This is a genomic window from Acidovorax sp. JHL-3 (assembly GCF_000526295.1).
In the GTDB taxonomy this organism is placed as follows: Bacteria; Pseudomonadota; Gammaproteobacteria; order Burkholderiales; family Burkholderiaceae_C; genus Acidovorax; species Acidovorax defluvii.
Genome location: NZ_JAFU01000001.1, coordinates 535,001 through 556,806, shown reverse-complemented (window position 1 = coordinate 556,806; position 21,806 = coordinate 535,001). Strand labels below are relative to the sequence as shown.

At 64.0% G+C, this 21,806-nt stretch carries 20 protein-coding genes; 17 read left to right on the top strand and 3 right to left on the bottom strand.

All coding sequences use genetic code 11. The annotated features are described in order from the left end of the window. Window positions 1-374: 374 nt before the first annotated feature. The 3 genes from hpf (at window position 375) to hprK (ending at window position 2,272) form a co-directional block, all read left to right on the top strand. Entirely contained in the window at window positions 375-707 is a 333-nt protein-coding gene (gene hpf, locus K226_RS0102525; protein WP_024813299.1) for a ribosome hibernation-promoting factor, HPF/YfiA family, read from the top strand. A 113-nt stretch (window positions 708-820) separates the two neighbouring features. Further along, the gene (locus tag K226_RS0102520; protein ID WP_024813298.1) at window positions 821-1,288 is read left to right on the top strand and encodes a PTS sugar transporter subunit IIA; all 468 of its coding nucleotides are present in this window, start codon (window positions 821-823) and stop codon (window positions 1,286-1,288) included. Window positions 1,289-1,315: 27 nt separating this feature from the next. Continuing rightward, window positions 1,316-2,272, top strand: a complete 957-nt coding sequence (gene hprK / locus K226_RS0102515; protein ID WP_024813297.1) for an HPr(Ser) kinase/phosphatase — start codon at window positions 1,316-1,318, stop codon at window positions 2,270-2,272. A 172-nt stretch (window positions 2,273-2,444) separates the two neighbouring features. Here hprK and fur read toward each other — a convergent pair whose 3' ends face one another. Continuing rightward, complete coding sequence (gene fur / locus K226_RS0102510; RefSeq protein WP_024813296.1) at window positions 2,445-2,861, bottom strand: ferric iron uptake transcriptional regulator; 417 nt, start codon at window positions 2,859-2,861, stop codon at window positions 2,445-2,447. 89 nt (window positions 2,862-2,950) lie between these two features. Here fur and K226_RS0102505 point away from each other — a divergent pair, with 89 nt between their 5' ends. The 6 genes from K226_RS0102505 to lptE all read left to right on the top strand — a co-directional run bounded on the left by K226_RS0102505 (window position 2,951) and on the right by lptE (window position 8,886). Next, window positions 2,951-3,514, top strand: a complete 564-nt coding sequence (locus K226_RS0102505) for an outer membrane protein assembly factor BamE (protein ID WP_024813295.1) — start codon at window positions 2,951-2,953, stop codon at window positions 3,512-3,514. 63 nt (window positions 3,515-3,577) lie between these two features. Continuing rightward, entirely contained in the window at window positions 3,578-4,417 is an 840-nt protein-coding gene (gene dapB / locus K226_RS0102500; RefSeq protein WP_024813294.1) for a 4-hydroxy-tetrahydrodipicolinate reductase, read from the top strand. Window positions 4,418-4,435: 18 nt separating this feature from the next. Next, on the top strand, window positions 4,436-5,140 hold the full coding sequence (locus K226_RS0102495; protein ID WP_024813293.1) for a MotA/TolQ/ExbB proton channel family protein: 705 nt from the start codon (window positions 4,436-4,438) through the stop codon (window positions 5,138-5,140). After that, a complete protein-coding gene (locus tag K226_RS0102490; RefSeq protein ID WP_024813292.1) occupies window positions 5,137-5,562 on the top strand; it encodes a biopolymer transporter ExbD in 426 nt (141 codons plus the stop codon). Before K226_RS0102495 ends, K226_RS0102490 begins: the two co-directional genes overlap by 4 nt. Before the next feature lie 127 nt (window positions 5,563-5,689). After that, window positions 5,690-8,383: a leucine--tRNA ligase gene (gene leuS / locus K226_RS0102485; protein ID WP_024813291.1), complete on the top strand. Its 2,694-nt coding sequence runs from the start codon at window positions 5,690-5,692 to the stop codon at window positions 8,381-8,383. Between the two features lie 5 nt (window positions 8,384-8,388). After that, window positions 8,389-8,886: an LPS assembly lipoprotein LptE gene (gene lptE / locus K226_RS0102480; protein ID WP_024813290.1), complete on the top strand. Its 498-nt coding sequence runs from the start codon at window positions 8,389-8,391 to the stop codon at window positions 8,884-8,886. Between the two features lie 22 nt (window positions 8,887-8,908). On the opposite strand, the gene rocF is transcribed toward lptE, so the two are convergent. Further along, the gene (rocF, locus tag K226_RS0102475; RefSeq protein WP_024813289.1) at window positions 8,909-9,865 is read right to left on the bottom strand and encodes an arginase; all 957 of its coding nucleotides are present in this window, start codon (window positions 9,863-9,865) and stop codon (window positions 8,909-8,911) included. A gap of 245 nt (window positions 9,866-10,110) precedes the next feature. Here rocF and holA point away from each other — a divergent pair, with 245 nt between their 5' ends. Then, window positions 10,111-11,175 (top strand): DNA polymerase III subunit delta, encoded by a 1,065-nt coding sequence (gene holA, locus K226_RS0102470; RefSeq protein WP_024813288.1) that lies wholly within the window; start codon window positions 10,111-10,113, stop codon window positions 11,173-11,175. A gap of 38 nt (window positions 11,176-11,213) precedes the next feature. On the opposite strand, the gene K226_RS0102465 is transcribed toward holA, so the two are convergent. Then, complete coding sequence (locus tag K226_RS0102465) at window positions 11,214-11,420, bottom strand: dodecin family protein (protein ID WP_024813287.1); 207 nt, start codon at window positions 11,418-11,420, stop codon at window positions 11,214-11,216. A 170-nt stretch (window positions 11,421-11,590) separates the two neighbouring features. Between K226_RS0102465 and K226_RS0102460 the strand changes: the two genes are divergently transcribed. The 7 genes from K226_RS0102460 (at window position 11,591) to gshB (ending at window position 21,668) form a co-directional block, all read left to right on the top strand. Continuing rightward, on the top strand, window positions 11,591-12,871 hold the full coding sequence (locus K226_RS0102460) for a glutamate-5-semialdehyde dehydrogenase (protein WP_024813286.1): 1,281 nt from the start codon (window positions 11,591-11,593) through the stop codon (window positions 12,869-12,871). A 60-nt stretch (window positions 12,872-12,931) separates the two neighbouring features. Continuing rightward, a complete protein-coding gene (gene trkA, locus K226_RS0102455; protein WP_024813285.1) occupies window positions 12,932-14,386 on the top strand; it encodes a Trk system potassium transporter TrkA in 1,455 nt (484 codons plus the stop codon). Between the two features lie 21 nt (window positions 14,387-14,407). Beyond that, the gene (locus K226_RS0102450; protein ID WP_024813284.1) at window positions 14,408-15,874 is read left to right on the top strand and encodes a TrkH family potassium uptake protein; all 1,467 of its coding nucleotides are present in this window, start codon (window positions 14,408-14,410) and stop codon (window positions 15,872-15,874) included. A gap of 92 nt (window positions 15,875-15,966) precedes the next feature. Continuing rightward, window positions 15,967-17,262, top strand: coding sequence for a glutamate--cysteine ligase (gshA, locus tag K226_RS0102445; RefSeq protein WP_024813283.1), 1,296 nt, complete (start codon window positions 15,967-15,969; stop codon window positions 17,260-17,262). Window positions 17,263-17,426: 164 nt separating this feature from the next. Beyond that, window positions 17,427-19,295, top strand: a complete 1,869-nt coding sequence (locus K226_RS0102440; RefSeq protein ID WP_024813282.1) for a potassium transporter Kup — start codon at window positions 17,427-17,429, stop codon at window positions 19,293-19,295. A gap of 135 nt (window positions 19,296-19,430) precedes the next feature. After that, entirely contained in the window at window positions 19,431-20,618 is a 1,188-nt protein-coding gene (locus K226_RS0102435; protein ID WP_024813281.1) for a benzoate/H(+) symporter BenE family transporter, read from the top strand. Window positions 20,619-20,714: 96 nt separating this feature from the next. Beyond that, a complete protein-coding gene (gene gshB, locus K226_RS0102430; protein WP_024813280.1) occupies window positions 20,715-21,668 on the top strand; it encodes a glutathione synthase in 954 nt (317 codons plus the stop codon). Window positions 21,669-21,806: the final 138 nt, after the last annotated feature.

Below are 21,806 nucleotides of genomic sequence, written 5' to 3'. Positions count from 1 at the left end.
GCGGGCGATCAGGGCTGCTTCGAACCGTTTGATTTTACGCAGCAGCGCACCGGGTGGGGCCCCGGCTCTGGGCGGCTGCGCGCAAGGCCGTGGCAATGCAGGGGGTGCCTTGCAAGGCGGGCAACTGCCGCGTTGGTGGGGCACGCACTGGGGGGCGTTTTGGGGACTTTGCCCACAGCCGATCCATTGTGCGCGTTTTTTTTTCGCCGTGGCACCTTCACCGACATAACCCGCCCGCCAAGGGCGGTATGGGATTGCTTTTGGCATTGCGCGGGGGCATAGTGAACTCGCATCGACGCATGTATCTGAGTTAGCCGGGCCGTTCCTTTGATCCAGAGCGGCATTTTTGTCAAAGAGCCACAGGAGACTTACTTATGAACTTGACGATCAGCGGTCACCACCTCGAAGTTACCCCCGCCTTGCGCAATTACGTCACGACCAAGCTCGACCGGATCACGCGCCATTTCGATCAGGTAGTGGACGTCAAGGTGCTGCTGACAGTAGAGAAACAGAAGGAAAAAGAGAAACGGCAGCGAGCGGAATGCAACATCCACGTCAAGGGAAGCGACCTGTTTGCAGAAAGCTCCCATTTCGACCTGTATGCCGCTGTGGACGAGCTCGTGGACAAGATGGATCGCCAGGTCGTGCGCCATAAAGACCGCATCCAGGACCACTACGACGCATCCAAACGCGAGATGCTCGCGTAAGCCATGCAGATGCGCTGCCTGTCGGCCGCAGCCGCCCCCCGGGGCGGTTTTTTTGTGGCTTGCGGGTTTTGATCAGGGTTTCTGCCAATGTGTGCATAATTGTTTCCTTGATCATGAACCGACTCGCATCCATCCTGCCCTCCGCTCAAGTGCTCGTGAGCGTTGACGCCACCAGCAAGAAGCGTGCTTTCGAAGAAGCGGGTCTCCTGTTTGAAGGCCAGCACGGTCTTTCGCGGGCGCTGATCACCGACAGCCTCTTTGCGCGTGAGCGACTAGGCTCCACGGGCCTGGGACACGGCGTGGCCATTCCGCATGGCCGCATCAAGGGCCTCAAGGCGCCGATGGCGGCGGTGTTTCAACTCGCGCAGCCGATTGGTTTCGATGCGCCCGACGAAATGCCGGTTGGGTTGCTCATTTTTCTGCTCGTACCCGAAGCCGCGACCCAGAAGCACCTGGAAATCCTCTCCGAAATTGCCGAGCTGCTGAGCGACTCGGTGCTGCGCGAGAGGCTCAAGGCGTGTGACGACGCCGCGGTGCTGCACGGCATGATCGCCGGTTGGCAGTCCACCCAGGCCGCCTGATTTTTTCTTCGCCTTCGCGGGACTGTCTTGAAGCCCAACGTCGTCAGTGCCGATGTCCTGTTTGAGGAATTCCGGGGCACCCTGAAATGGGAATGGGTGGCCGGCCTTGGTGCTTCAGAGCGGCGCTTTGACGAAGTGGCCGTGCGTGCGGCACGCTCGGGCGCCGATCTGGTGGGGTATCTCAACTACATCCACCCCTATCGGGTGCAGATTCTGGGCGAGCGAGAAATCGCCTACCTCGTCAATGCCACCCCCGAAGACTGCCAGCGCCGCATTGCGCGCATTGTCACGCTGGAGCCGCCCGTGCTGGTGCTGGCCGATGGCCAGGTTGCGCCGGATGCGCTGCTGTCCATGTGCGAGCGGGCGCAGATTCCGATGTTCGCCACGCACGAGTCGTCGGCGTTCGTCATTGATGTGCTGCGTGCCTACCTGTCCAAGCACTTTGCCGACCGCACCACGATGCACGGCGTGTTCATGGACATTCTGGGCCTGGGGGTGATGATCACGGGTGAATCCGGCCTGGGCAAAAGTGAGCTGGGGCTGGAGCTAATCTCGCGCGGCAACGGTCTGGTGGCCGACGATGCTGTTGACCTGTTTCGCATCAACCAGACCACCATTGAGGGCAAGTGCCCCGAGCTGCTGCAGAACCTGCTGGAAGTGCGCGGCATTGGCCTCCTGGACATCCGCGCCATCTTTGGTGAAACCGCCGTGCGCCGCAAGATGCGCCTCAAGCTCATCGTGCACCTGGTGCGCAAGGAAACGCTGGAGCGCGAATACGAGCGCCTGCCCTACGAGCCGCTCACGCAGGACGTGCTGGGCGTGCCGGTGCTCAAGGTGGTGATCCAGGTGGTGGCGGGGCGCAATATTGCCGTGCTCGTGGAGGCGGCCGTGCGCAACACCATCTTGCAGTTGCGCGGCATCGACACTTATCAGGAATTTGTGGAGCGGCATCGCCGCGCCATGGAACGCGACACCGGGGGCTGATTCGCAGGTCGGGCAACAGGCTCGGCAACCGTTCCAGGCAATTGTGTGCGCGCTGTCCGCAGGCCCAAGAGCCCGTCGCGGCCAAGCCGGCGGCCGCCGCGCAAGGGCCGCCCCGCCGCGCTGGCGGCGCCCCCCTTCAGGGGGAAGGCGCGCAGCGCCTCAGGGGGGGGCTTCATTTGGCGGCGCAGTGGGCGCACTGGCCATACAGGGCCATCGTGTGGTCCTGCACCACCCAGCCCTTGGCCTTGGCAATGATCTGCTGGCGCTTTTCGATCTCGGGGTCGTAGAACTCTTCCACCTTGCCGCACGACGTGCACACGAAATGGTCGTGGTGCTGGCCTTCGTCGAGTTCGTAAACCGCCTTGCCGCTTTCGAAGTTGCTGCGGATCAGAATGCCCGCCTGCTCGAACTGCGTGAGCACGCGATAGACCGTGGCCAGCCCTATGTCCGAGCGTTCTTCCAGCAGGACGCGAAAGACATCTTCGGCCGTCATGTGGCGCTGTGCGCCCTTCTGGAAAATCTCCAGAATCTTCAGGCGCGGCAAGGTTGCTTTGAGGCCTGTGCTTTTGAGTTCGTCGATATTCGTCATGACCCTGTCTTTCGTGCGTCGGCGGGCTCGACCAGGCCCGCAGGACCAGCCGCTACAATGGATCGATCATAGCCTTACGACTCTTTTCCATGCCCGCCAAAGCCCATCGCAGTGCCCGTCTGGGCGTGACATTGTTCATCGGTGCCTGCCTCACTGCCGTGGCCGGCTGCAGCAGCCTGGACAGTGCCAGCAATCGCCTGGCCAGCGTGGTGACGCCTTACCGACTCGATGTGGTGCAGGGCAATTTCGTGTCGCGCGAGCAAGTCGAAGCGCTTGCGCCGGGCATGAGCCGCCAGCAGGTGCGCGACATTCTCGGCACGCCCCTGGTCACCAGCCTGTTCCACGCAGAGCGCTGGGAATACGTGTTCACCATCAAACGCCCCGGTGAAGACATCCAGACGCGCAAACTCACCGTGTTCTTCCAGGGAGACCTGCTGCAGCGTTTCGAGGGCGACCCCATGCCCTCCGAAACCGAGTTTGTGGCTACTCTCGGGTCGCGCTCCACCAAGGGCAAGGTGCCCGTGCTGGAAGCCACCGATGCCCAGTTGGCGCGTTTCCCGGCACCCGAGCGCGCGGCCAGGACACCGGCGGCGGTGCCTGCCCAGCCGGTTACCACCACCTCTTACCCTCCGCTCGAAGCGCCTGCGCGCTAAGGCCTGCGATTGGGGGTGCCGGCACCCGGCATGGCCCTCCGCATTCATAGAAACAGGAACGACATGACAGGCAACTCTTTGCCCTCCCAACCCGCCTCCAGAGTCCTGCGCGTCGCGGTGGCTGGGGCATCTGGCCGCATGGGCCGCATGCTGATCGAAGCCCTGCGCGCCAGCGACGACATGGTGCTGGCTGGTGCTCTGGATGTTGCGGCCAGCCCCGCCATCGGCTCGGACGCCACGGCTTTTCTGGGCCACGCAAGTGGCGTGGCCATCACGGCAGACCTGCGCACGGGCCTGAAAGATGCTGATGTGCTGATTGATTTCACCCGCCCCGAAGGCACGCTGGCCCATCTGGCCCTGTGCTGCGAGCTGGGCGTGAAAGCCGTCATCGGCACCACGGGGTTCACAGAACCGCAGAAGGCCGAGATTGCGGCCTGCGCCCAGCGCACGGCGATCGTGATGGCGCCCAACATGAGCGTGGGCGTCAACGTCACGCTCAAGCTGCTGCAGATGGCCGCCAAGGCCATGGCCACTGGCTACGACATCGAGATCATCGAAGCCCACCACCGCCACAAGGTCGATGCGCCCTCCGGCACCGCACTGAAGATGGGAGAAGTGATCGCCGATGCGCTGGGGCGTGACCTCAAGGACTGCGCCGTGTATGCGCGTGAAGGCGTCACGGGGGAACGCGATCCGTCGAGCATCGGCTTTGCCACTATCCGAGGTGGCGACATCGTGGGCGACCACACCGTGCTGTTTGCCGGCATTGGCGAGCGCATCGAGATTACGCACAAATCGTCCAGCCGCGCCACCTATGCCCAGGGCAGCCTGCGCGCCGTGCGCTTTCTCGCAGACCGCAAGACCGGCATGTTCGACATGTTCGACGTGCTGGGTCTGAACTAGCGCCCCCGGCGAGCCGCCATGGACGCACTTCACTGGTGGCGCCAAGGGGATGCCGTGACGCAGGGCACGGCCCTGCTGCTGCTCGCCATGTCAGTGGCCAGCTGGGTGGTGATTTTGTGGAAGGCGCGCGTCATGCGCCGGGCCTTGGCCGACGTGGCGCGGTGCACAGCGGCTTTCTGGCAGGCGCCATCGCTGGACGTTGCGGTGCAGCGTTTGCAGTCTTTTGACCGCGAGGCGCTTGTTCTTTCTATGGTTGTTGCTACAAAATCAATAGCGACACGTCCTGATTCAGCTGAGCAGGCCACGCTGGCGACTTCCGGCAGCCTGTCGCAGCAACTCACCCGCGTGCTGCGGGACGCCCTGCACGGCGCGCTGGGCAGGCTGCAATGGGGCCAGGTGCTTCTGGCAACAGTCGGGTCCACCGCCCCTTTCGTTGGCTTGCTCGGCACAGTCTGGGGCATCTACCACGCCCTCAGCGCCATGGCGGGAGCCGGGCAGATCACCATCGACCGCGTGGCCGGTCCCGTGGGCGAGGCCCTGGTGATGACGGCTGCGGGTCTGGCGGTGGCCATTCCGGCGGTGCTGGCTTACAACGTGTTCGGGCGCTTCATTGGCCGCATCGAGGCTGACCTGGAAGGTTTTGCGCGCGACCTGCGCGAACTCCTTGTCGACACCGCGCCCCCCCAAGGTCGTGTCGGCATGACGGAGCGCGTGGAAACATGAGTTTCGGTCGGCTGGAGCGCACCCCCGGGCCGCAGCCCATGAGCGACATCAACATGACGCCGCTGGTGGATGTGATGCTGGTGCTGGTGGTCATCTTCATTCTCACGGCGCCATTGATGGCCAGTTCGATCCGGCTGGATCTGCCGCGCACCGAGGGTGCCACGCCGGGCGCCGCACCGCAGTCCATCACGCTGGTGGTGGATGCGACGGGCCAGGCCTTTCTGGAGGACCAGCCGCTTTCGCAGGCAGCCCTGGCCGAGCGGCTGCAGCGCATCGGTGCGGCCCGTCCCGATACGGAAGTGCAGTTGCGTGCCGATGCCGCCGTGCCATACGGCCGCGTGGTCGAAGTCATGGGTGCGGCCCACAGCGCCGGGCTCCAGCGCATCGGGTTTATTGCCGAACAGCCCGCTGCGGCGCGCTGAGCCCCTGACGGCAAGCCCAGACCCCGCACCGGGTGCGGCGCACGGCCGGGCGCGTTCCCCGTGACCGCCTAAAATCTGGCAAAGCAGCAGCCCAGCGGCTGCATTCCTCTCATCCAGCAGAGCTCCCATGCAAGAAAAATACTCCCACCAAGACGTCGAGCGCGCCGCGCACGACCACTGGACCGCCACCGACGCCTACCGCGTGACGGAAGACACGAGCAAGAAAAAGTTCTACGCCTGCTCGATGCTGCCTTACCCCAGCGGCAAGTTGCACATGGGCCATGTGCGCAACTACACCATCAACGACATGCTCACGCGCCAGCTGCGCATGAACGGCTACAACGTGCTCATGCCCATGGGCTGGGACGCTTTCGGCCTGCCTGCCGAGAACGCCGCCCTGAAGAACGGAGTTCCACCGGCGAAGTGGACCTACGAAAACATCGCCTACATGAAAAAGCAGATGCAGGCGATGGGACTGGCCATCGACTGGAGCCGCGAGGTCGCCACCTGCGACCCCGAGTACTACAAGTGGAACCAGTGGCTGTTCCTGAAGATGCTGGAAAAGGGCATCGCCTACCGCAAGACCCAGGTGGTGAACTGGGACCCGGTGGACCAGACCGTGCTGGCCAACGAGCAGGTGATCGACGGCAAGGGCTGGCGCACGGGCGCCACCGTGGAAAAGCGCGAGATTCCGGGCTATTACCTCAAGATCACCGACTACGCCGAAGAGCTGCTCGACTTTGTGACCGGCGACAAGCTGCCCGGTTGGCCCGAGCGTGTGAAGCTGATGCAGGAGAACTGGATTGGCAAATCGGAGGGCGTGCGTTTTGCCTTCACACACGAGATTGCAGGGGACGACGGTGCGCTGATTGGCGACGGCAAGATGTACGTGTTCACCACGCGCGCCGACACCATCATGGGCGTGACCTTCTGCGCCGTGGCGCCCGAGCACCCGCTGGCCGCGCACGCTGCCAAGACCAACCCCACGCTCAAGGCCTTCATTGAAGAATGCAAGAGCGGCGGCACCACCGAGGCAGAGCTGGCCACGCAAGAGAAGAAGGGCGTGCCCACGGGCCTGTTCGTCGCGCACCCGCTCACGGGCCTGCCGGTGGAGGTGTGGGTGGGCAACTACGTGCTCATCGGCTACGGCGACGGCGCCGTGATGGGCGTGCCCGCGCACGACGAGCGTGACTTTGCGTTTGCCCTCAAATACGGCATCGAGATCAAGCAGGTGGTGCTGGTCGATGGCGAGCACTTTGATTACCACCAGTGGCACGACTGGTATGGCGACAAGCAGCGCGGCGTCACCATCAACTCTGACAACTTCAGCGGCCTCTCTTACAAGGACGCCGTGGCTGCCGTGGCCCACGCGCTGGCGCAAAAAGGCCTGGGCGAACTCAAAACCACCTGGCGCCTGCGCGACTGGGGCGTGAGCCGCCAGCGCTATTGGGGCACGCCGATCCCTATCATCCACTGCGACGAACACGGCGCCGTGCCGGTGCCCGAAAAAGACCTGCCCGTGGTGCTGCCCGCCGACTGCGTGCCCGATGGCTCGGGTAACCCGCTGCACAAGCACGAAGGCTTTCATGCCGGCGTGACCTGCCCCGTGTGCGGCAAGGCAGCCCGCCGCGAGACCGACACCATGGACACCTTCGTGGACAGTTCGTGGTACTTCATGCGGTATTGCGACCCGAAGAATGCCGACGCCATGGTTGCCGAGGGCGCCGATTACTGGATGCCGATGGACCAGTACATCGGCGGCATCGAGCACGCCATCCTGCACCTGCTGTACGCGCGCTTCTGGACCAAGGTGATGCGCGACCTTGGCCTGGTGAAGGTGGACGAGCCTTTCACCAAGCTGCTCACGCAGGGCATGGTGCTCAACCACATCTACAGCCGCCGCACCGCCAAGGGCGGCAAGGACTACTTCTGGCCGCACGATGTGGAGCATGTGCTGGACGAGGGCGGCAAGATCATTGGCGCCAAGCTCAAGAACGAAGCCACCAGCGGCGACGGCATGCTCAGCGTGGGCACGCCCATCGACTACGAGGGCGTGGGCACCATGTCCAAGTCCAAGAACAACGGCGTGGACCCGCAGGACCTGATCGAGAAGTACGGCGCCGACACCGCCCGCCTGTACACCATGTTCACCGCCCCGCCCGAGGCCACGCTGGAGTGGAACGACGCGGCCGTGGAAGGCAGCTACCGGTTCCTGCGCCGCGTGTGGAACTTTGGCGTCAAACTTTCTGCTATGGATATGGGAGCTGCTACCGCAAGCGTGGCAAGCGCCAGCAGCCTGAAAGACGTTGAATTTGGCAAGGAAGCCAAGACACTGCGCCTGGAGATCCACACCGTGCTCAAGCAGGTGGACTACGACTACCAGCGCATGCAGTACAACACGGTGGTCTCGGGCGCGATGAAGATGATCAACGCGCTCGAAGACTTCAAGGCGCTGGAGTGCGCGGGCGCCCAGGTGGCACTGATCGAAGGCTTTGGCATTTTGCTGCGCTGCCTGTACCCCGCCACGCCGCATGTGGCGCACAGCCTGTGGTCGCAACTGGGTTACGCCGGGCACCTGGGCGATCTGCTCGATGCCCCCTGGCCTCAGGTCGACCCCGATGCGCTGGTGCAGGACGAGATTGAGCTCATGCTGCAGGTCAACGGCAAGCTGCGCGGCTCCATCCATGTGCCCGCCCAGGCCGACAAGGCCGAGATCGAGCGCATCGCGCTGGCCAGCGAGGCCTTCATTGCCCAGGCCGCTGGCGCAGCACCCAAGCGGGTGATCGTGGTGCCCGGTCGCCTGGTGAACGTGGTGGTCTGACCATGATGAACAAGCGCACGCTGCTCTCCCTTGCCCCTGTGGCCCTGCTGACCGCCTGCGGTTTTCGCCTGCGGGGGGTGCCCGAATTTTCCTTTGCATCGTTGTATGTGGCGGCCCCCCAAGGCTCGCCACTGGCGCGGGAGCTGACGCGCACGCTGGAGGGATCGGGCAGCAAGCTGCAGGTGCTGCGCGACCCGGCCGCGCTGCCAACGGCACAGGCCGTGCTCGATCTGCTGTCGGAGCAGCACGAACGCGCGGTGGTGGGCCTCAACGCCTCGGGGCAGGTGCGTGAACTGGAGCTGCGCCTGCGTGTGCGTTTCAAGCTGCGCACGCCGGCAGGCGATGAGCTGATTCCCGACACCGAGCTGCTCCAGCAGCGCGAGATCAGCTACAACGAAGCCATCGCCCTGGCCAAGGAGGCGGAAGAGGCCCTGCTGTTTCGCAACATGCAGACCGACATCGTGCAGCAGTTGCTGCGCCGTCTGGCGGTGGCCAGGCGCTGAGGCCGCTGCAGCGGCCTGGTCTTCAGGCAGGCACCCGCATCAGCGTGCTTTTTCCAAAGAGCGATTCCACCAGGTCCACGGCCAGCAGCGCGGTCTGGTTGCGCACATCGAGCGCCGGATTGAGTTCCACCACGTCGAGCGAGGCCAGCCGTCCGCTGTCGGCAATCATCTCCATGCACAGCTGCGCTTCGCGGTAGGTGGGGCCACCGGGCACCGTGGTGCCCACGCCGGGCGCAATGTCGGGGTCCAGGAAATCGACATCGAAGCTCACATGCAGGTGCGTTTCGTCGTCCAGCCCCGCCAGCGCCTGCTGCATGGTCTGGCGCATGCCCACTTCGTCGATGAAACGCATGTCGAACACCTCCAGCCCCTGTTCGTGCACAAAGCGCTTTTCGCCCGCGTCCACGCTGCGGATGCCGATCTGCCGAATCTGATCTGCCCGCAATGCCGGCCCCCCGCCGGGCATGCGGGCCAGCCCTGTCAGCTCTTGCGGGCCAAAGCCGCACAGGCAGGCCACCGGCATGCCATGCACATTGCCGCTGGGCGTGAGCGCGCTGGTGTTGAAGTCGGCGTGGGCATCGAGCCACAGCACGCGCAGTTTTTTGCCCGCCTCCACACAATGGCGCGCCACCGCGCTGATGCTGCCCAGGCCCAGGCTGTGGTCGCCGCCCAGCAAGATGGGCAGGTGGCCCTGCTGCAATTGGGCAAACACCGCATCGAACACGCACTGGTTCCACTGCACCACCTCGGGCAGGTGGCGGTAGCCGTGCACAGGCGGCAGCCAGGGGTTGGCTGGGCCGCTCAGGTTGCCCAGGTCGCACACCTGCAGGCCCCGGCTTTCCAGGGCCTGCTGCAGCCCCGCCACGCGCAGCGCCTCGGGGCCCATGGAGGCGCCGCGTGCGCCGGCACCGATGTCGGTGGGCGCGCCAATCAGGCGGACTGAGCGGATGGGTGCAGCGGGGTGGGTGGTGGTGTTCATGCGGTGGGGGTCTGGCAAGGCAAAGGGTGCGGCCGTCGGGCGGTGCGCGCATTCTCTTGCGCCACGGCTGCAACGAAAAGGCGGGCAACGCCGTGATCTTAGTGCGCCAACCGTCTGCGCCCCGCCCATGTGCTCAATCTGAGCAGCACATGGCGCCCGTGAGAGAGGGCTGGTGCAGGAGCCCTCGACAGGCGACAAGCTCCGCGGCCCCCAGGCGCGCTGCCCCGGGGCGATAAACTTTGCCCATGCAAGTCGCCCTGGCCCAACTTTCCCAACATCTTCAACGTGGCCTGTCGGCGCTGTATGTGCTGCACGGCGACGAGCCGCTGCTGCAGCAGGAGGCGGCCGATGCGATTCGCGCCGCGGCCCGCGCCCAGGGCTATACCGAGCGCAGTTCGTACACCGTGGCGGGCGCCCACTTCGACTGGAGCGCGGTGCTGGCCGCAGGCGGCAGTTTGAGCCTGTTTGCCGACAAGCAGATTGTCGAAATCCGCATCCCCTCGGGCAAGCCAGGCAAAGAAGGCAGCGTGGCACTGCAGCAGTTGGCTGAATCGGCGCGGGGCAACGACAGCACGCTCACGCTGGTGATGCTGCCGCGCCTGGATAAAGCCACGCGCACCGGCGCATGGTTTGCGGCGCTCGAATCCTGCGGCACCTCGGTCCAGATCGACCCCATCGAGCGCGGCGCACTGCCGCAGTGGATTGCCCAGCGCCTGGCCGCACAGGGCCAGCGCGTGGCGGCGGGCGAGGAGGGGCAGCGCACCTTGCAGTTTTTTGCCGACCGGGTGGAGGGCAACTTGCTGGCCGCGCACCAGGAGATCCAGAAGCTGGCACTGCTGCACCCGGCGGGCGAACTGACGCTGGCGCAGGTGGAGGCCGCCGTGCTCAACGTGGCGCGTTACGACGTGTTCAAGCTGTCCGAGGCGGTGCTGTCCGGGCAAATGGCACGCGTGCAGCGCATGCTCGACGGCCTGCAGGCCGAGGGCGAAGCAGAGGTGCTGGTGCACTGGGCGCTGTCCGAAGATATTCGGGCGCTCAAGCGGGTGAAAGACGCCATGAATGCGGGGCGCCCGCTGCCCATGGCATTGCGCGAAAACCGCGTGTGGGGGGCCAAGGAGCGACTGTTCGAACGCATCCTGCCCAAGGCCAGCGACGCCGCACTGGCCCAGCTGCTGCAATCGGCCCACACGGTGGATGGCATCGTCAAGGGCCTGAAAGTGCCCGACTGGCCCACCAATGGCTGGCAGGCCCTGCAGCGGCTGGCGCTGCAGTTGGGTCGCGTCTGCGCGGGCCTGCCCCGGCGCGGATAAGGCGCGCCCAGGGGCTGCTTTTGCGCAGCGCGGGCAGATTATTTGTCGTCGAGGACGAAGGTGACCTGCATGTTCACCCGATAACTGACGATGCGGCCGCCCTCGATGGACACCTTCTGTTCCTTGATCCATGCGCCGCGCACGTTGGCGATGGTGTCGCAGGCGCGGGCAATGCCCTGGTTGATGGCATCTTCAAAGCTGGTGGTGCTGGAAGCACTGACTTCAATGACTTTTGCGACGCTCATGGCGGTCTCCGGTAGGTGGGGAAGCGCTCATGCTAGGAGGGGTGCTAGCACGCCGGTGTCGGACAAACGCGCCTGCTGCCGTAGTCGGCGGGTCGGTTTGGCGCTCTCCGTGACAAGGGCAGCAGGGCCCTGGGGATTCGGCAGGGGCGCATCTGCGGCAAAATCGCGCCATGAATGCCCTCAACGTCACCGAATACACCCACACCCTCGGTTTACAGGCAAAAACGGCCTCAGCCCTTATGGCGCGAGCGCCAGCAGCTATTAAAAACAAAGCACTCAAGGCGCTTGCCCGGCTGCTGCGTGAAAGCACGGCCGCCCTGCAGATCGACAACGCCCGCGATCTGGAGCGCGCCCGCGCCGCCGGCCTGGCCGAGCCCATGGTGGATCGCCTGCAGCTCAGCCCCAAGGTGCTGGAAACCTGCGCCCAGGGCTGCGAGCAGCTGGCCGCCATGCCCGACATCATTGGCGAAATCATGGGCATGAAGCAGCAACCCAGCGGTATTCGCGTGGGCCAGATGCGCGTGCCCATCGGCGTGTTCGGCATGATCTACGAGAGCCGGCCCAATGTGACCATCGAGGCCGCCAGCCTCAGCATCAAGAGCGGCAACGCCTGCATCCTGCGCGGCGGCTCCGAGGCGATCGAATCGAACAAGGCACTGGCCAGGCTGGTGCAGCAAGCGCTGGCCGAGGCCGGTCTGCCGCAAGATGCGGTGCAACTGGTGCAGACCACCGACCGCGAGGCCGTGGGCCAGCTCATTGCCATGCCGCAGTATGTGGATGTGATCATTCCGCGCGGCGGCAAGGGCCTCATCGAGCGCATCAGCCGCGATGCCAAGGTGCCCGTCATCAAGCACCTGGATGGCAACTGCCATACCTATGTGGACGACCCCTGCGACATCGCCATGGCGGTGAAGGTGGCCGACAACGCCAAGACCAGCAAATACAGCCCCTGCAACGCGAGCGAAGGCCTGCTGGTGGCGCGCGGTGTGGCGGCACAGTTCTTGCCCAGGATTGGCGCGGTGTATGCCGCCAAGGGCGTGGAGATGCGCGGCTGCCCCGAGTCGCTGGCGATTCTGCAATCGGTGGCGGGTGCCAAGCTGGTGCCTGCGACTGAGCAGGATTGGTCCGAGGAATACCTGGCCCCCATCATCAGCGTGAAGGTGGTGGCAGATGTGGACGAGGCCATCGCCCACATCAACCGTTATTCCAGCCACCACACCGACGCCATCCTCACCACCAACCACCTGCACGCCCAGCGCTTTTTGCGCGAGGTGGACTCGGCCAGCGTGATGGTGAACGCCAGCACGCGGTTTGCCGATGGTTTCGAGTTTGGCCTGGGGGCAGAAATCGGCATCAGCACCGACAAGTTCCACGCCCGCGGGCCTGTAGGGCTTGAAGGACTCACCTCGCTCAAGTACGTGGTGCTGGGCGAAGGCGAGGTTCGGGTCTGATTCGCTCCTGTATTCATAGCTGGTAGCGCTTGATAGTATTGCTCTGAAGGCCAATACCACATGAAAATCATCATCCTCGGAGCGGGCCGCGTGGGCCAAAGCGTGGCCGACAGCCTGGTGTCGGAGCGCAACGACATCACCGTCATCGACACTGACGCTGAACGCCTGCGCGATCTGGAGTCGCGGTTCGATTTGCGCGGCGTGGTCGGCAACGGTATCGAGCCGGCCGTTCTGGCCGAGGCGGGCGCGCAAGACACCGACCTGCTGATCGCCTGTGCCGCGCAGGACGAAACCAACCTGGTGTGCTGCAAGGTGGCGCAGCTGATGTTCAACATCCCCAAGCGCATTGCCCGCGTGCGCTCCACCGGGTTTCAGCGCGATGAACGTCTGGTAGGTCCCGAGGGCTTTGCGGTGGACCGCATCATCTGCCCCGAGGAATCCCTCACCCGCTACATCGGCAAGCTCATCGACTACCCCGAGGCCATGCAGGTGCGTGAGTTTGCGGGCGGCCGGGCCTGCCTGGTGTCGGTGCGGGCGCGGGCTGGCGCGCCCATGGTGGGCCACACCGTGGCCGAGATGCGCAACAGCACGCCCGATGTGGCGGTGCGCCTGGTGGCGATTTACCGCCGTTTTCCGGAAGAGCCCGACCGCTTTGTGGCCTGCGCTGGCGAAACCCGCATCGAGCCCGGCGACGAGGTTTTTGTGCTGGCCGCGCGCGAGCACATCGCCCATGTGCTGGCCACCTTGCACCGCCGCGACGCCACACCGGTGCGGCCGGTGCGCCGCATCATGATCGCCGGAGGTGGCCGCGTGGGCCTGCACCTGGCGCTGGAACTGGGCAAGGAGCCGGGGCGCTTTCTTGTGAAGATCATCGAGGACGACAGCGCACGCTGCATCGAGCTGGCCTCGCGCCTGCCGTCGGATGTGCTGGTGCTGCAGGGTGATACCACGGACGAAAACCTGCTCGGGGACGAGAGCATCGACGAGATCGATCTTTTTCTGGCCCTCACCGACGACGACGAGGACAACATCATGTCCTGCCTGCTGGCCAAGCGCCTGGGCGCGCGCCGCGTGCTGGCGCTCATCAACCGCCGCAGCTATGCCGACCTGATGCATGGCACGCAGATCGACATTGCCCTGTCGCCTGCACAGGCCATGCTGGGCGAGTTGCTGGCTTACGTGCGCCAGGGTGACGTGCAGGCCGTGCACAGCCTGCGCCGTGGCGTGGCCGAGGCGCTGGAGATCGTGGTGCGCGGGGACCGTAAAACGTCGCGCGTGGTGGGCCGTAAGGTCAGCGATCTGGCCCTGCCGCGCGATGTGCACATTGGCCTGATCGTGCGGGGCCTGCCCGATTCGCCCGACGTGTCGGCCGATGAGTTGCGCGAGCCGCAGGTGATCATTCCACGCAGCGCCACGGCGCTGGAGAGCGGCGACCATGTGGTGTTTTTCCTGCCGCACAAGCGGCTGGTGCGCGATGTGGAAAAGCTCTTCCGCGTGAGCCCCACCTTCTTCTGACACGAAACCCGCAAGAACACCATGGTGGACATGTTTCCCGTCCTGCGTGTGCTGGGCATCCTCGTCATGATCTTTTCGCTGTCCATGGGGCTGCCGCTGGCGGTATCTCTGTGGACCGGAGACGGGGTGTGGCATGTCTACCCGCTGGCCATGGCAGGCACGCTGGCGGCGGGCGCCTGGCTCTGGTGGCGCCTGCGCCTGTTCCGGCAAGAACTGCAGCCGCGCCATGGCGTGATGCTGGTGTCGCTGGTGTGGATGCTGCTGCCGCTGTTCTCCACCGTGCCATTGATGCTGGCGGCGCACCACATCGGGCGGCCCATGTCGTTCACGCATGCCTACTTTGAGGCCGTGTCGGGCCTTACCACCACGGGCTCCACAGTGCTGGTGGGCCTGGATACGCTGCCTGTCTCGGTGAACGTGTGGCGCACCTTTTTGCAGTGGATGGGTGGCATGGGCATTCTGATTCTGGCGGTGGCCGTGCTGCCACTGCTCGGGGTGGGCGGCAGCCAGCTGTTCAAGGCCGAGGCGGCGGGGCCACTGAAGGACACCAAGCTCACGCCGCGCATGACCGGCACCGCCAAAGGGCTGTGGGGCGTGTATGCCCTGTTTTCCACGTTGTGCGGCGTGGCCTACTGGGTGGCTGGGATGGCGCCGCTTGATGCGCTGATGCACATGTTCTCCACCGTGAGCCTGGGCGGGCTGTCGTCGCATGACCAGAGCTTCGGGTATTTCCAGTCGCCCTTGCTGGAAGCCATCTGCATCGTCTTCATGCTGGTGGCCAGTTGCAACTTTGCACTGTATTTCGTGGCCATTCGCAAGGGCCACTGGCATGGTTTCTGGCACGACCCGGAGCTGCGCGCCACCTTGTTCACCCTGGTGGGTGGGGGGCTGCTGGTGGCCGTGCTGCTGTGGGTGAAGGGCGTGTATGCGCCACTCGATGCCCTGCGCCACGGCATGTTCAACCTGGTGTCGCTGGCCTCCACCACGGGCTATGCCACGGTGGACTACCTGGCCTGGCCGGTGTTTGCGCCGGTGTTCATGCTGCTGCTGTCGGGTGTGGCCACCAGTGCGGGGTCGACGGGCTGCGGCATCAAGATGGTGCGCATGCTGATCTTGCTCAAGCAGGCGCGCCGGGAGATGAACCGCTTGGTGCACCCGCGTGCCGTGCAGCCGGTGCGGCTGGGCGATGCGGTGGTAGACAACCGGGTGATCTTTTCCGTGCTGGCGTTCATGCTGGTGTATGGCGCCACCATCTTCGGGCTGAGCATGGTGTTGCTGCTGACCGATCTGGACCCGGTGACCGCGTTTTCGGCGGTGCTGGCCAGTGTCAACTGCGCCGGGCCTGGCCTGGGTGCGGTGGGCCCCTCCTCCAATTTTGCGGTCCTGACCGATTTTCAGATATGGGTGTGCACGCTGGCCATGCTGCTGGGGCGACTTGAAATCTTGAGCTTCATGGCCTTGCTCACCCCGGCATTCTGGCGACGCTAGCGGGCGGATGGCTGCCCACGCCGCTGCCTTGCGAATCCCGGGCCCGACCCCAAATCCCTACAATCCACCGCAATCGCTTCCAGAGGGCATCTATGGTTCCGCATCTCATCACGGCCCTCACGGGGCCTATCAACGAACTCGAACAGCGCATTCTCGACTCGATGCCCGCCATCGAACGCTGGTTTCGCCTGGAGTGGATGGAGCACACGCCGCCGTTCTACACCTCGGTCGATATTCGCAACGCGGGCTTCAAGCTGGCGCCGGTGGACACCAACCTGTTCCCCGGTGGCTGGAACAATCTCACCAAAGAGATGCTGCCGCTGGCCGTGCAGGCCGCCATGGCCGCCATCGAGAAGATCTGCCCCGAGGCGCGCAACCTGCTGATCATTCCCGAGAACCACACGCGCAACACGTTTTATCTGGCCAACGTGGTGCAGTTGCAGCGCATCTTCAACATGGCGGGTCTGAATGTGCGGGTGGGTTCCATCAGTCCCGAGATCAAAAAATCCACCCTGATCGAGTTGCCCAACGGCGATTCGGTCATGCTCGAACCCGTGATCCGCACCAAGGGGCGGCTGGGGCTCAAGGATTTTGACCCCTGCACCATCCTGCTCAACAACGACCTGTCCGCGGGCGCGCCCGGCATTCTGGAAGACATCCACGAGCAATACCTGCTGCCGCCGCTGCATGCCGGCTGGAGCGTGCGTCGCAAGAGCACGCATTTCAAGAACTATGAAGAGGTGGCCAAGCGCTTCGGCAAGATGCTGGGCATCGACCCTTGGCTGATCAACCCGATGTTCAGCCAGTGTGGCGACGTGGATTTTGCCGAAGACAAGGGCATGGACGCCTTGCAAACTTCAGTGGACGCGCTGCTGGGCAAGGTGCGGCGCAAGTACAAGGAATATGGCATCCACGAAAAGCCCTTCGTGATCGTCAAGGCCAACAACGGCACCTACGGCATGGGCATCATGACCGTGCGCGACGCCAAGGAGCTGGACGCCCTGAACCGCAAGACCAAGAACAAGATGGCCGTCATCAAGGACGGCCAGCCGGTCAGCGATGTGATCATCCAGGAGGGGGTGCTCACGCAGGAGCGCGTGCACGAGGCCGTGGCCGAGCCCGTGGTCTACATGATGGACCGCTATGTGGTGGGCGGCTTTTACCGCATGCATGCCGAGCGCGGCGTGGACGAAAACCTCAATGCCCCCGGTGCCAGCTTTGTGCCGCTGGCGTTCGAGCACAGCACCCACCTGCCCCAGCCAGGCGTGCGCCCTGGCGTGAGTGCGCCGAACCGCTTTTACATGTATGGCGTGGTGGCGCGCCTGGCCATGCTGGCCGCCAGCTACGAGCTGGAAGCCACCAATCCCGACGCAGAGATCTACGACTGACCGGTTTGATTCTCCTGCCACGCCCTGAGCACGGAGGCCAGAGGGTAGTTGCTGCACTGCAACAGGCTCTCTGGCGCAACGGCGCGAACCAGGGGGGGCAGGGGCACAATAGCGTTCCCAAAAGTTACGGAACCCTGTCTTGCCCAGTGCAGCGGGGGGTGTCAGTGCAAAGCTCCAAATCATCGCTCGCAGCGCTCACGCTGGGCGCCATCGGTGTTGTCTATGGCGATATCGGCACCAGCGTGCTGTACGCGGTCAAGGAGGTGTTTGGTTCGGGCCACGTGCCGTTCACGCCAGACAATATCTACGGCATCCTGTCCATTTTCTTCTGGACCCTCACGGTCATCGTCTCCCTCAAATACGTGGTGCTGGTACTGCGCGCCGACAACAATGGCGAGGGCGGGCTCATTGCCATGCTGGCGCTGGCCTCGCAGGCGGTGAAAGACAAGCCCCGGCTGCGCAAGGTGCTGCTGGCGGTGGGCATCTTCGGCACTTCGCTCTTTTATGGCGACGGCGTCATTACCCCGGCCATCTCGGTGCTGTCCGCGGTGGAGGGGCTGGAGGTGGTTTCGCCCCATTTCAAGCAATACGTGATTCCGCTCACGCTCGTAGTGCTGTTTTGCCTGTTTGCCGTGCAAAAGCGGGGCACCAGCGGCATTGGCAAGTTCTTCGGCCCGGTCACGCTCATCTGGTTTTTGACGATTGCCGTGCTGGGCGTTTCGCACATCGTCACCCACCCTGAAATCCTCTGGGCCATGAGCCCGCACCACGCGGTGGGGTTCATGTGGGCCCATCCGGGCATCAGCTTCATCATCCTGGGCGCCGTGGTGCTGTGTGTGACCGGGGCCGAGGCGCTGTATGCCGACCTGGGGCATTTTGGCAAACGCCCCATTCGTCTGGCCTGGTTTGGTGTGGCCATGCCGGCGCTCACGCTCAATTATTTTGGCCAGGGAGCGCTGCTGCTGGCCGAACCCGAGGCGGTGAAGAATCCATTTTTCATGATGGCACCCGATTGGGCCCTGGTGCCGCTGGTGGTCATGGCGACGCTGGCCACGGTCATTGCGTCGCAGGCGCTCATCACGGGCGCCTTCAGCGTCACCAAGCAGGTCATCCAGCTCGGTTATCTGCCGCGCCTGAACATCCTGCACACCAGCGTGCGGGACACGGGGCAGATCTACATTCCGCTGGTCAACTGGGGGCTGTTCGTGGCCATTGTGCTGGCGGTGGTGATGTTCCGCTCGTCCAGCAACCTGGCTGCGGCCTATGGCATCGCCGTCACGCTGGACATGCTGATCACCACCATCTTGACGTTCTTTGTCATCCGCTTTGGCTGGGGCTATCCGCTGGCGCTGTGTGTTGCGGCCACTGGCTTTTTCTTTGTGGTGGACCTGGCTTTCTTCGCATCCAATCTGCTCAAGTTGTTCCAGGGTGGCTGGTTCCCGCTCATGATTGGCGGGGGCGTGTTCATGCTGATGATGACCTGGAAGCAAGGGCGCAGCCTGCTCAATGACAAGCTGCGGGCCGATGCCATCGACCTCAAGGATTTCCTGGAGTCGGTGTTCTTGAGCCCGCCCATGCGCGTGGATGGTACGGCCGTGTTTCTGACGGCCGAGCCGGGAGCCGTGCCCAACGCACTGCTGCACAACCTGAAGCACAACAAGGTACTGCACCGCCAGAACCTGTTCGTCACCGTCCGCAACCATGAGGTGCCCTGGATCGGACGGGACAAGCGCCTGCAGGTGGAGCCCCTGGGCCACGATTGCTGGCAGGTGGTGGTGCAATACGGCTTCAAGGACGATCCCGACATCCCCAGTGCCTTGCACCAGTTGCGGGTGCAGGGCTGTGATGTGGAACCCATGACCACCAGTTACTTCCTTTCGCGGGACACCATCATCCCCACCATCGGCAGCGGCATGGCGCCCTGGCGCGAAAAGCTGTTTGCCCAGATGCACCACAACGCCAGTGGCGCCGCCGATTTCCTGCACCTGCCCAGCAACGCCGTGGTCGAGCTGGGTTCCAAGATCGAAATTTAATCTGTTTATAGTGTTTTAGGCCTCTAGCCCTTATGGATTAAGCGCTATAAGCTATTAAAATTATAGTAAATTGGCTCGCGCAGGGGGCGTGTCAGGCAGACAGGCCTGGCCGGATGCGGTGCCAGAATGCCCCACATGCAATTCTTCAAAGACTTGAGCCTGTCGGCCTTTACGGCCGGCTTTGTCGCGGTGCTGGTGGGCTTCACGAGTTCCGTGGCCATTGTTTTCCAGGCGGCGCAAGCCTTTCAGGCCACACCGGCGCAAATCACCTCTTGGATGTGGGCTCTCGGGCTGGGCATGGGGCTGTGTTCCCTGGTGCCATCGTTGTTACTGCGCAAGCCGGTGATGGTGGCCTGGTCCACACCGGGGGCCGCCGTGCTGGCGAGCGCCGGGCTGTCCGGGGGCTTTAGCATGGCCGAGGCCGTGGGCGCCTTCATGGTGTGCGCTGTGCTGATCACGCTGGCGGGCGTCACGCGCTGGTTCGAGCGGGTCATGAACCGCATTCCCACGGAGATTGCCGCTGCGCTGCTGGCGGGGGTGCTGGCGCGCTTTGGCATGCAGGCCTTCGCAGCGGCACAAACTGCGCTGCCCCTGGTCTTGCTGATGCTGGGGGCTTATCTGGTGGCACGCCGATTGATCCCGCGCTATGCCGTGGTCATCACGCTCGCTCTGGCGATTGCATTTGTCGCGCTGCGTGGTGAGATGTCCTGGTCGGCCATCCGTTTCGAGCTGGCCATGCCGGTGTTTACGGCACCGCAGTTCACCCTGTCTGCCGCCATCAGCCTGGCGCTTCCCCTGTTCGTCGTCACCATGGCGTCGCAAAACCTGCCGGGCGTGGCGGTGATTCGCGCCACGGGATATGACCTGCCGATCTCCCGTCTCATCACCATGACCGGACTCGCAACCCTGGTGCTCGCCCCATTTGGTGGCTATGCGCTGAATTTCAGCGCCATCACCGCCGCCATCTGCATGGGCCCGGAAGCCCACCCGGACCGCGACAAACGCTACACGGCGGCGGTGTCCTGCGGCTTGCTGTATGTGGTGATCGGTATTTTTGGCGCGGTCGTCACCGGGCTGCTGACGGCATTTCCCAAAGAGCTGGTGGTGGCCATTGCGGGCCTTGCGCTGCTGGGCACCATCGGCAGTGGCCTGGCCGCTGCGTTGCGCGACGAGCCGCACCGCGAGGCGGCACTGATCACTTTCCTGGTCACCCTGAGCGGCGTGGTGGTGGCGGGGGTGGGATCTGCCTTCTGGGGCGTGGTCGCCGGCAGCCTTGCGCTATTTGTGCAACAGTACAGGCGTTCCCACGTCGGCAGTGTCTGACTTGGGTCCGATGCATCGAATACGGCAATGCCCCCCAAGGCGGCCACCTGTTCGCCCTGTCGACCTACTCGGCACGGCCCTTTTTCCTGAGAAACCATGAAACTACTGTTCATCACCGATCCGCTGGAAAGCTTCAAGATCTACAAAGACACCACCTTTGCCATGATGCGCGAAGCACAGCGGCGAGGCCACACAGTGGCGGTCTGCCTGCCGCAGGATCTGGTCTGGCAGCGCGGCAGCCAGGTGAGTGCACGGGTGCAGGACATTGTCCTCACGGGTGATTCCACCAACTGGTTTCAGGCGCAGCCCCTGCGCAGTGCAGCGCTCACGGCGTTCGATGCCGTGCTGATGCGCAAAGACCCGCCCTTCGACAGCGAGTATTTCTATGCCACCCACCTGCTTGAACAGGCCGAGCGGGAGGGTGCCCGCGTCTTCAACAAGCCGCGCGCCCTGCGCGATCACCCGGAAAAGCTGGCGATCATGGAATTTCCGCAGTTCATCGGTCCCACGCTGGTGACGCGTGATCCGCACGACATCCAGCGTTTCCATGCCGAACACGGGGACATCATCCTCAAACCGCTCGATGGCATGGGCGGCATGGGCATTTTCCGGGTTGGCCCAGACGGCCTCAATCTCGGCAGCATCACGGAGACCCTCAATCGTCATGGGGCCCAAAGCGTGATGGTTCAGAAATTCCTTCCCGAGATCACAGAGGGCGACAAGCGCGTCCTCGTCATCGGCGGCAAGCCCGTGCCTTTCTGTCTGGCGCGAATCCCACAAGGCAGTGAAGTCCGGGGCAATCTTGCGGCCGGGGGCAAGGGGGTGGCGCGCGCGCTGTCTGCGCGCGACTGGGAGATCGCCGAAGCGCTGGGCCCCGTCTTGCACAGCCGTGGGTTGCTGCTGGCAGGGGTGGACGTCATCGGAGATTGCGTTACCGAGATCAATGTCACCAGCCCCACCTGTTTCCAGGAGATCTATGACCAGACCGGCTGCAACGTGGCCTTCCTGTTCGTGGACGCACTGGAGGAGGCGGTGGCATCGCGCGCTTGAAGTTCTGTACAACCCGTCTTGAATGCCATCAAATTTCCATGCTATAGTTGCAGGCTTCGCTGTTCAGAGGTGTCCCTGTTGGGAAGATCTGGGTGGTGGAGATGAAGGTTTGCAAAAAGGTGTGATTTTGGGTTTGAT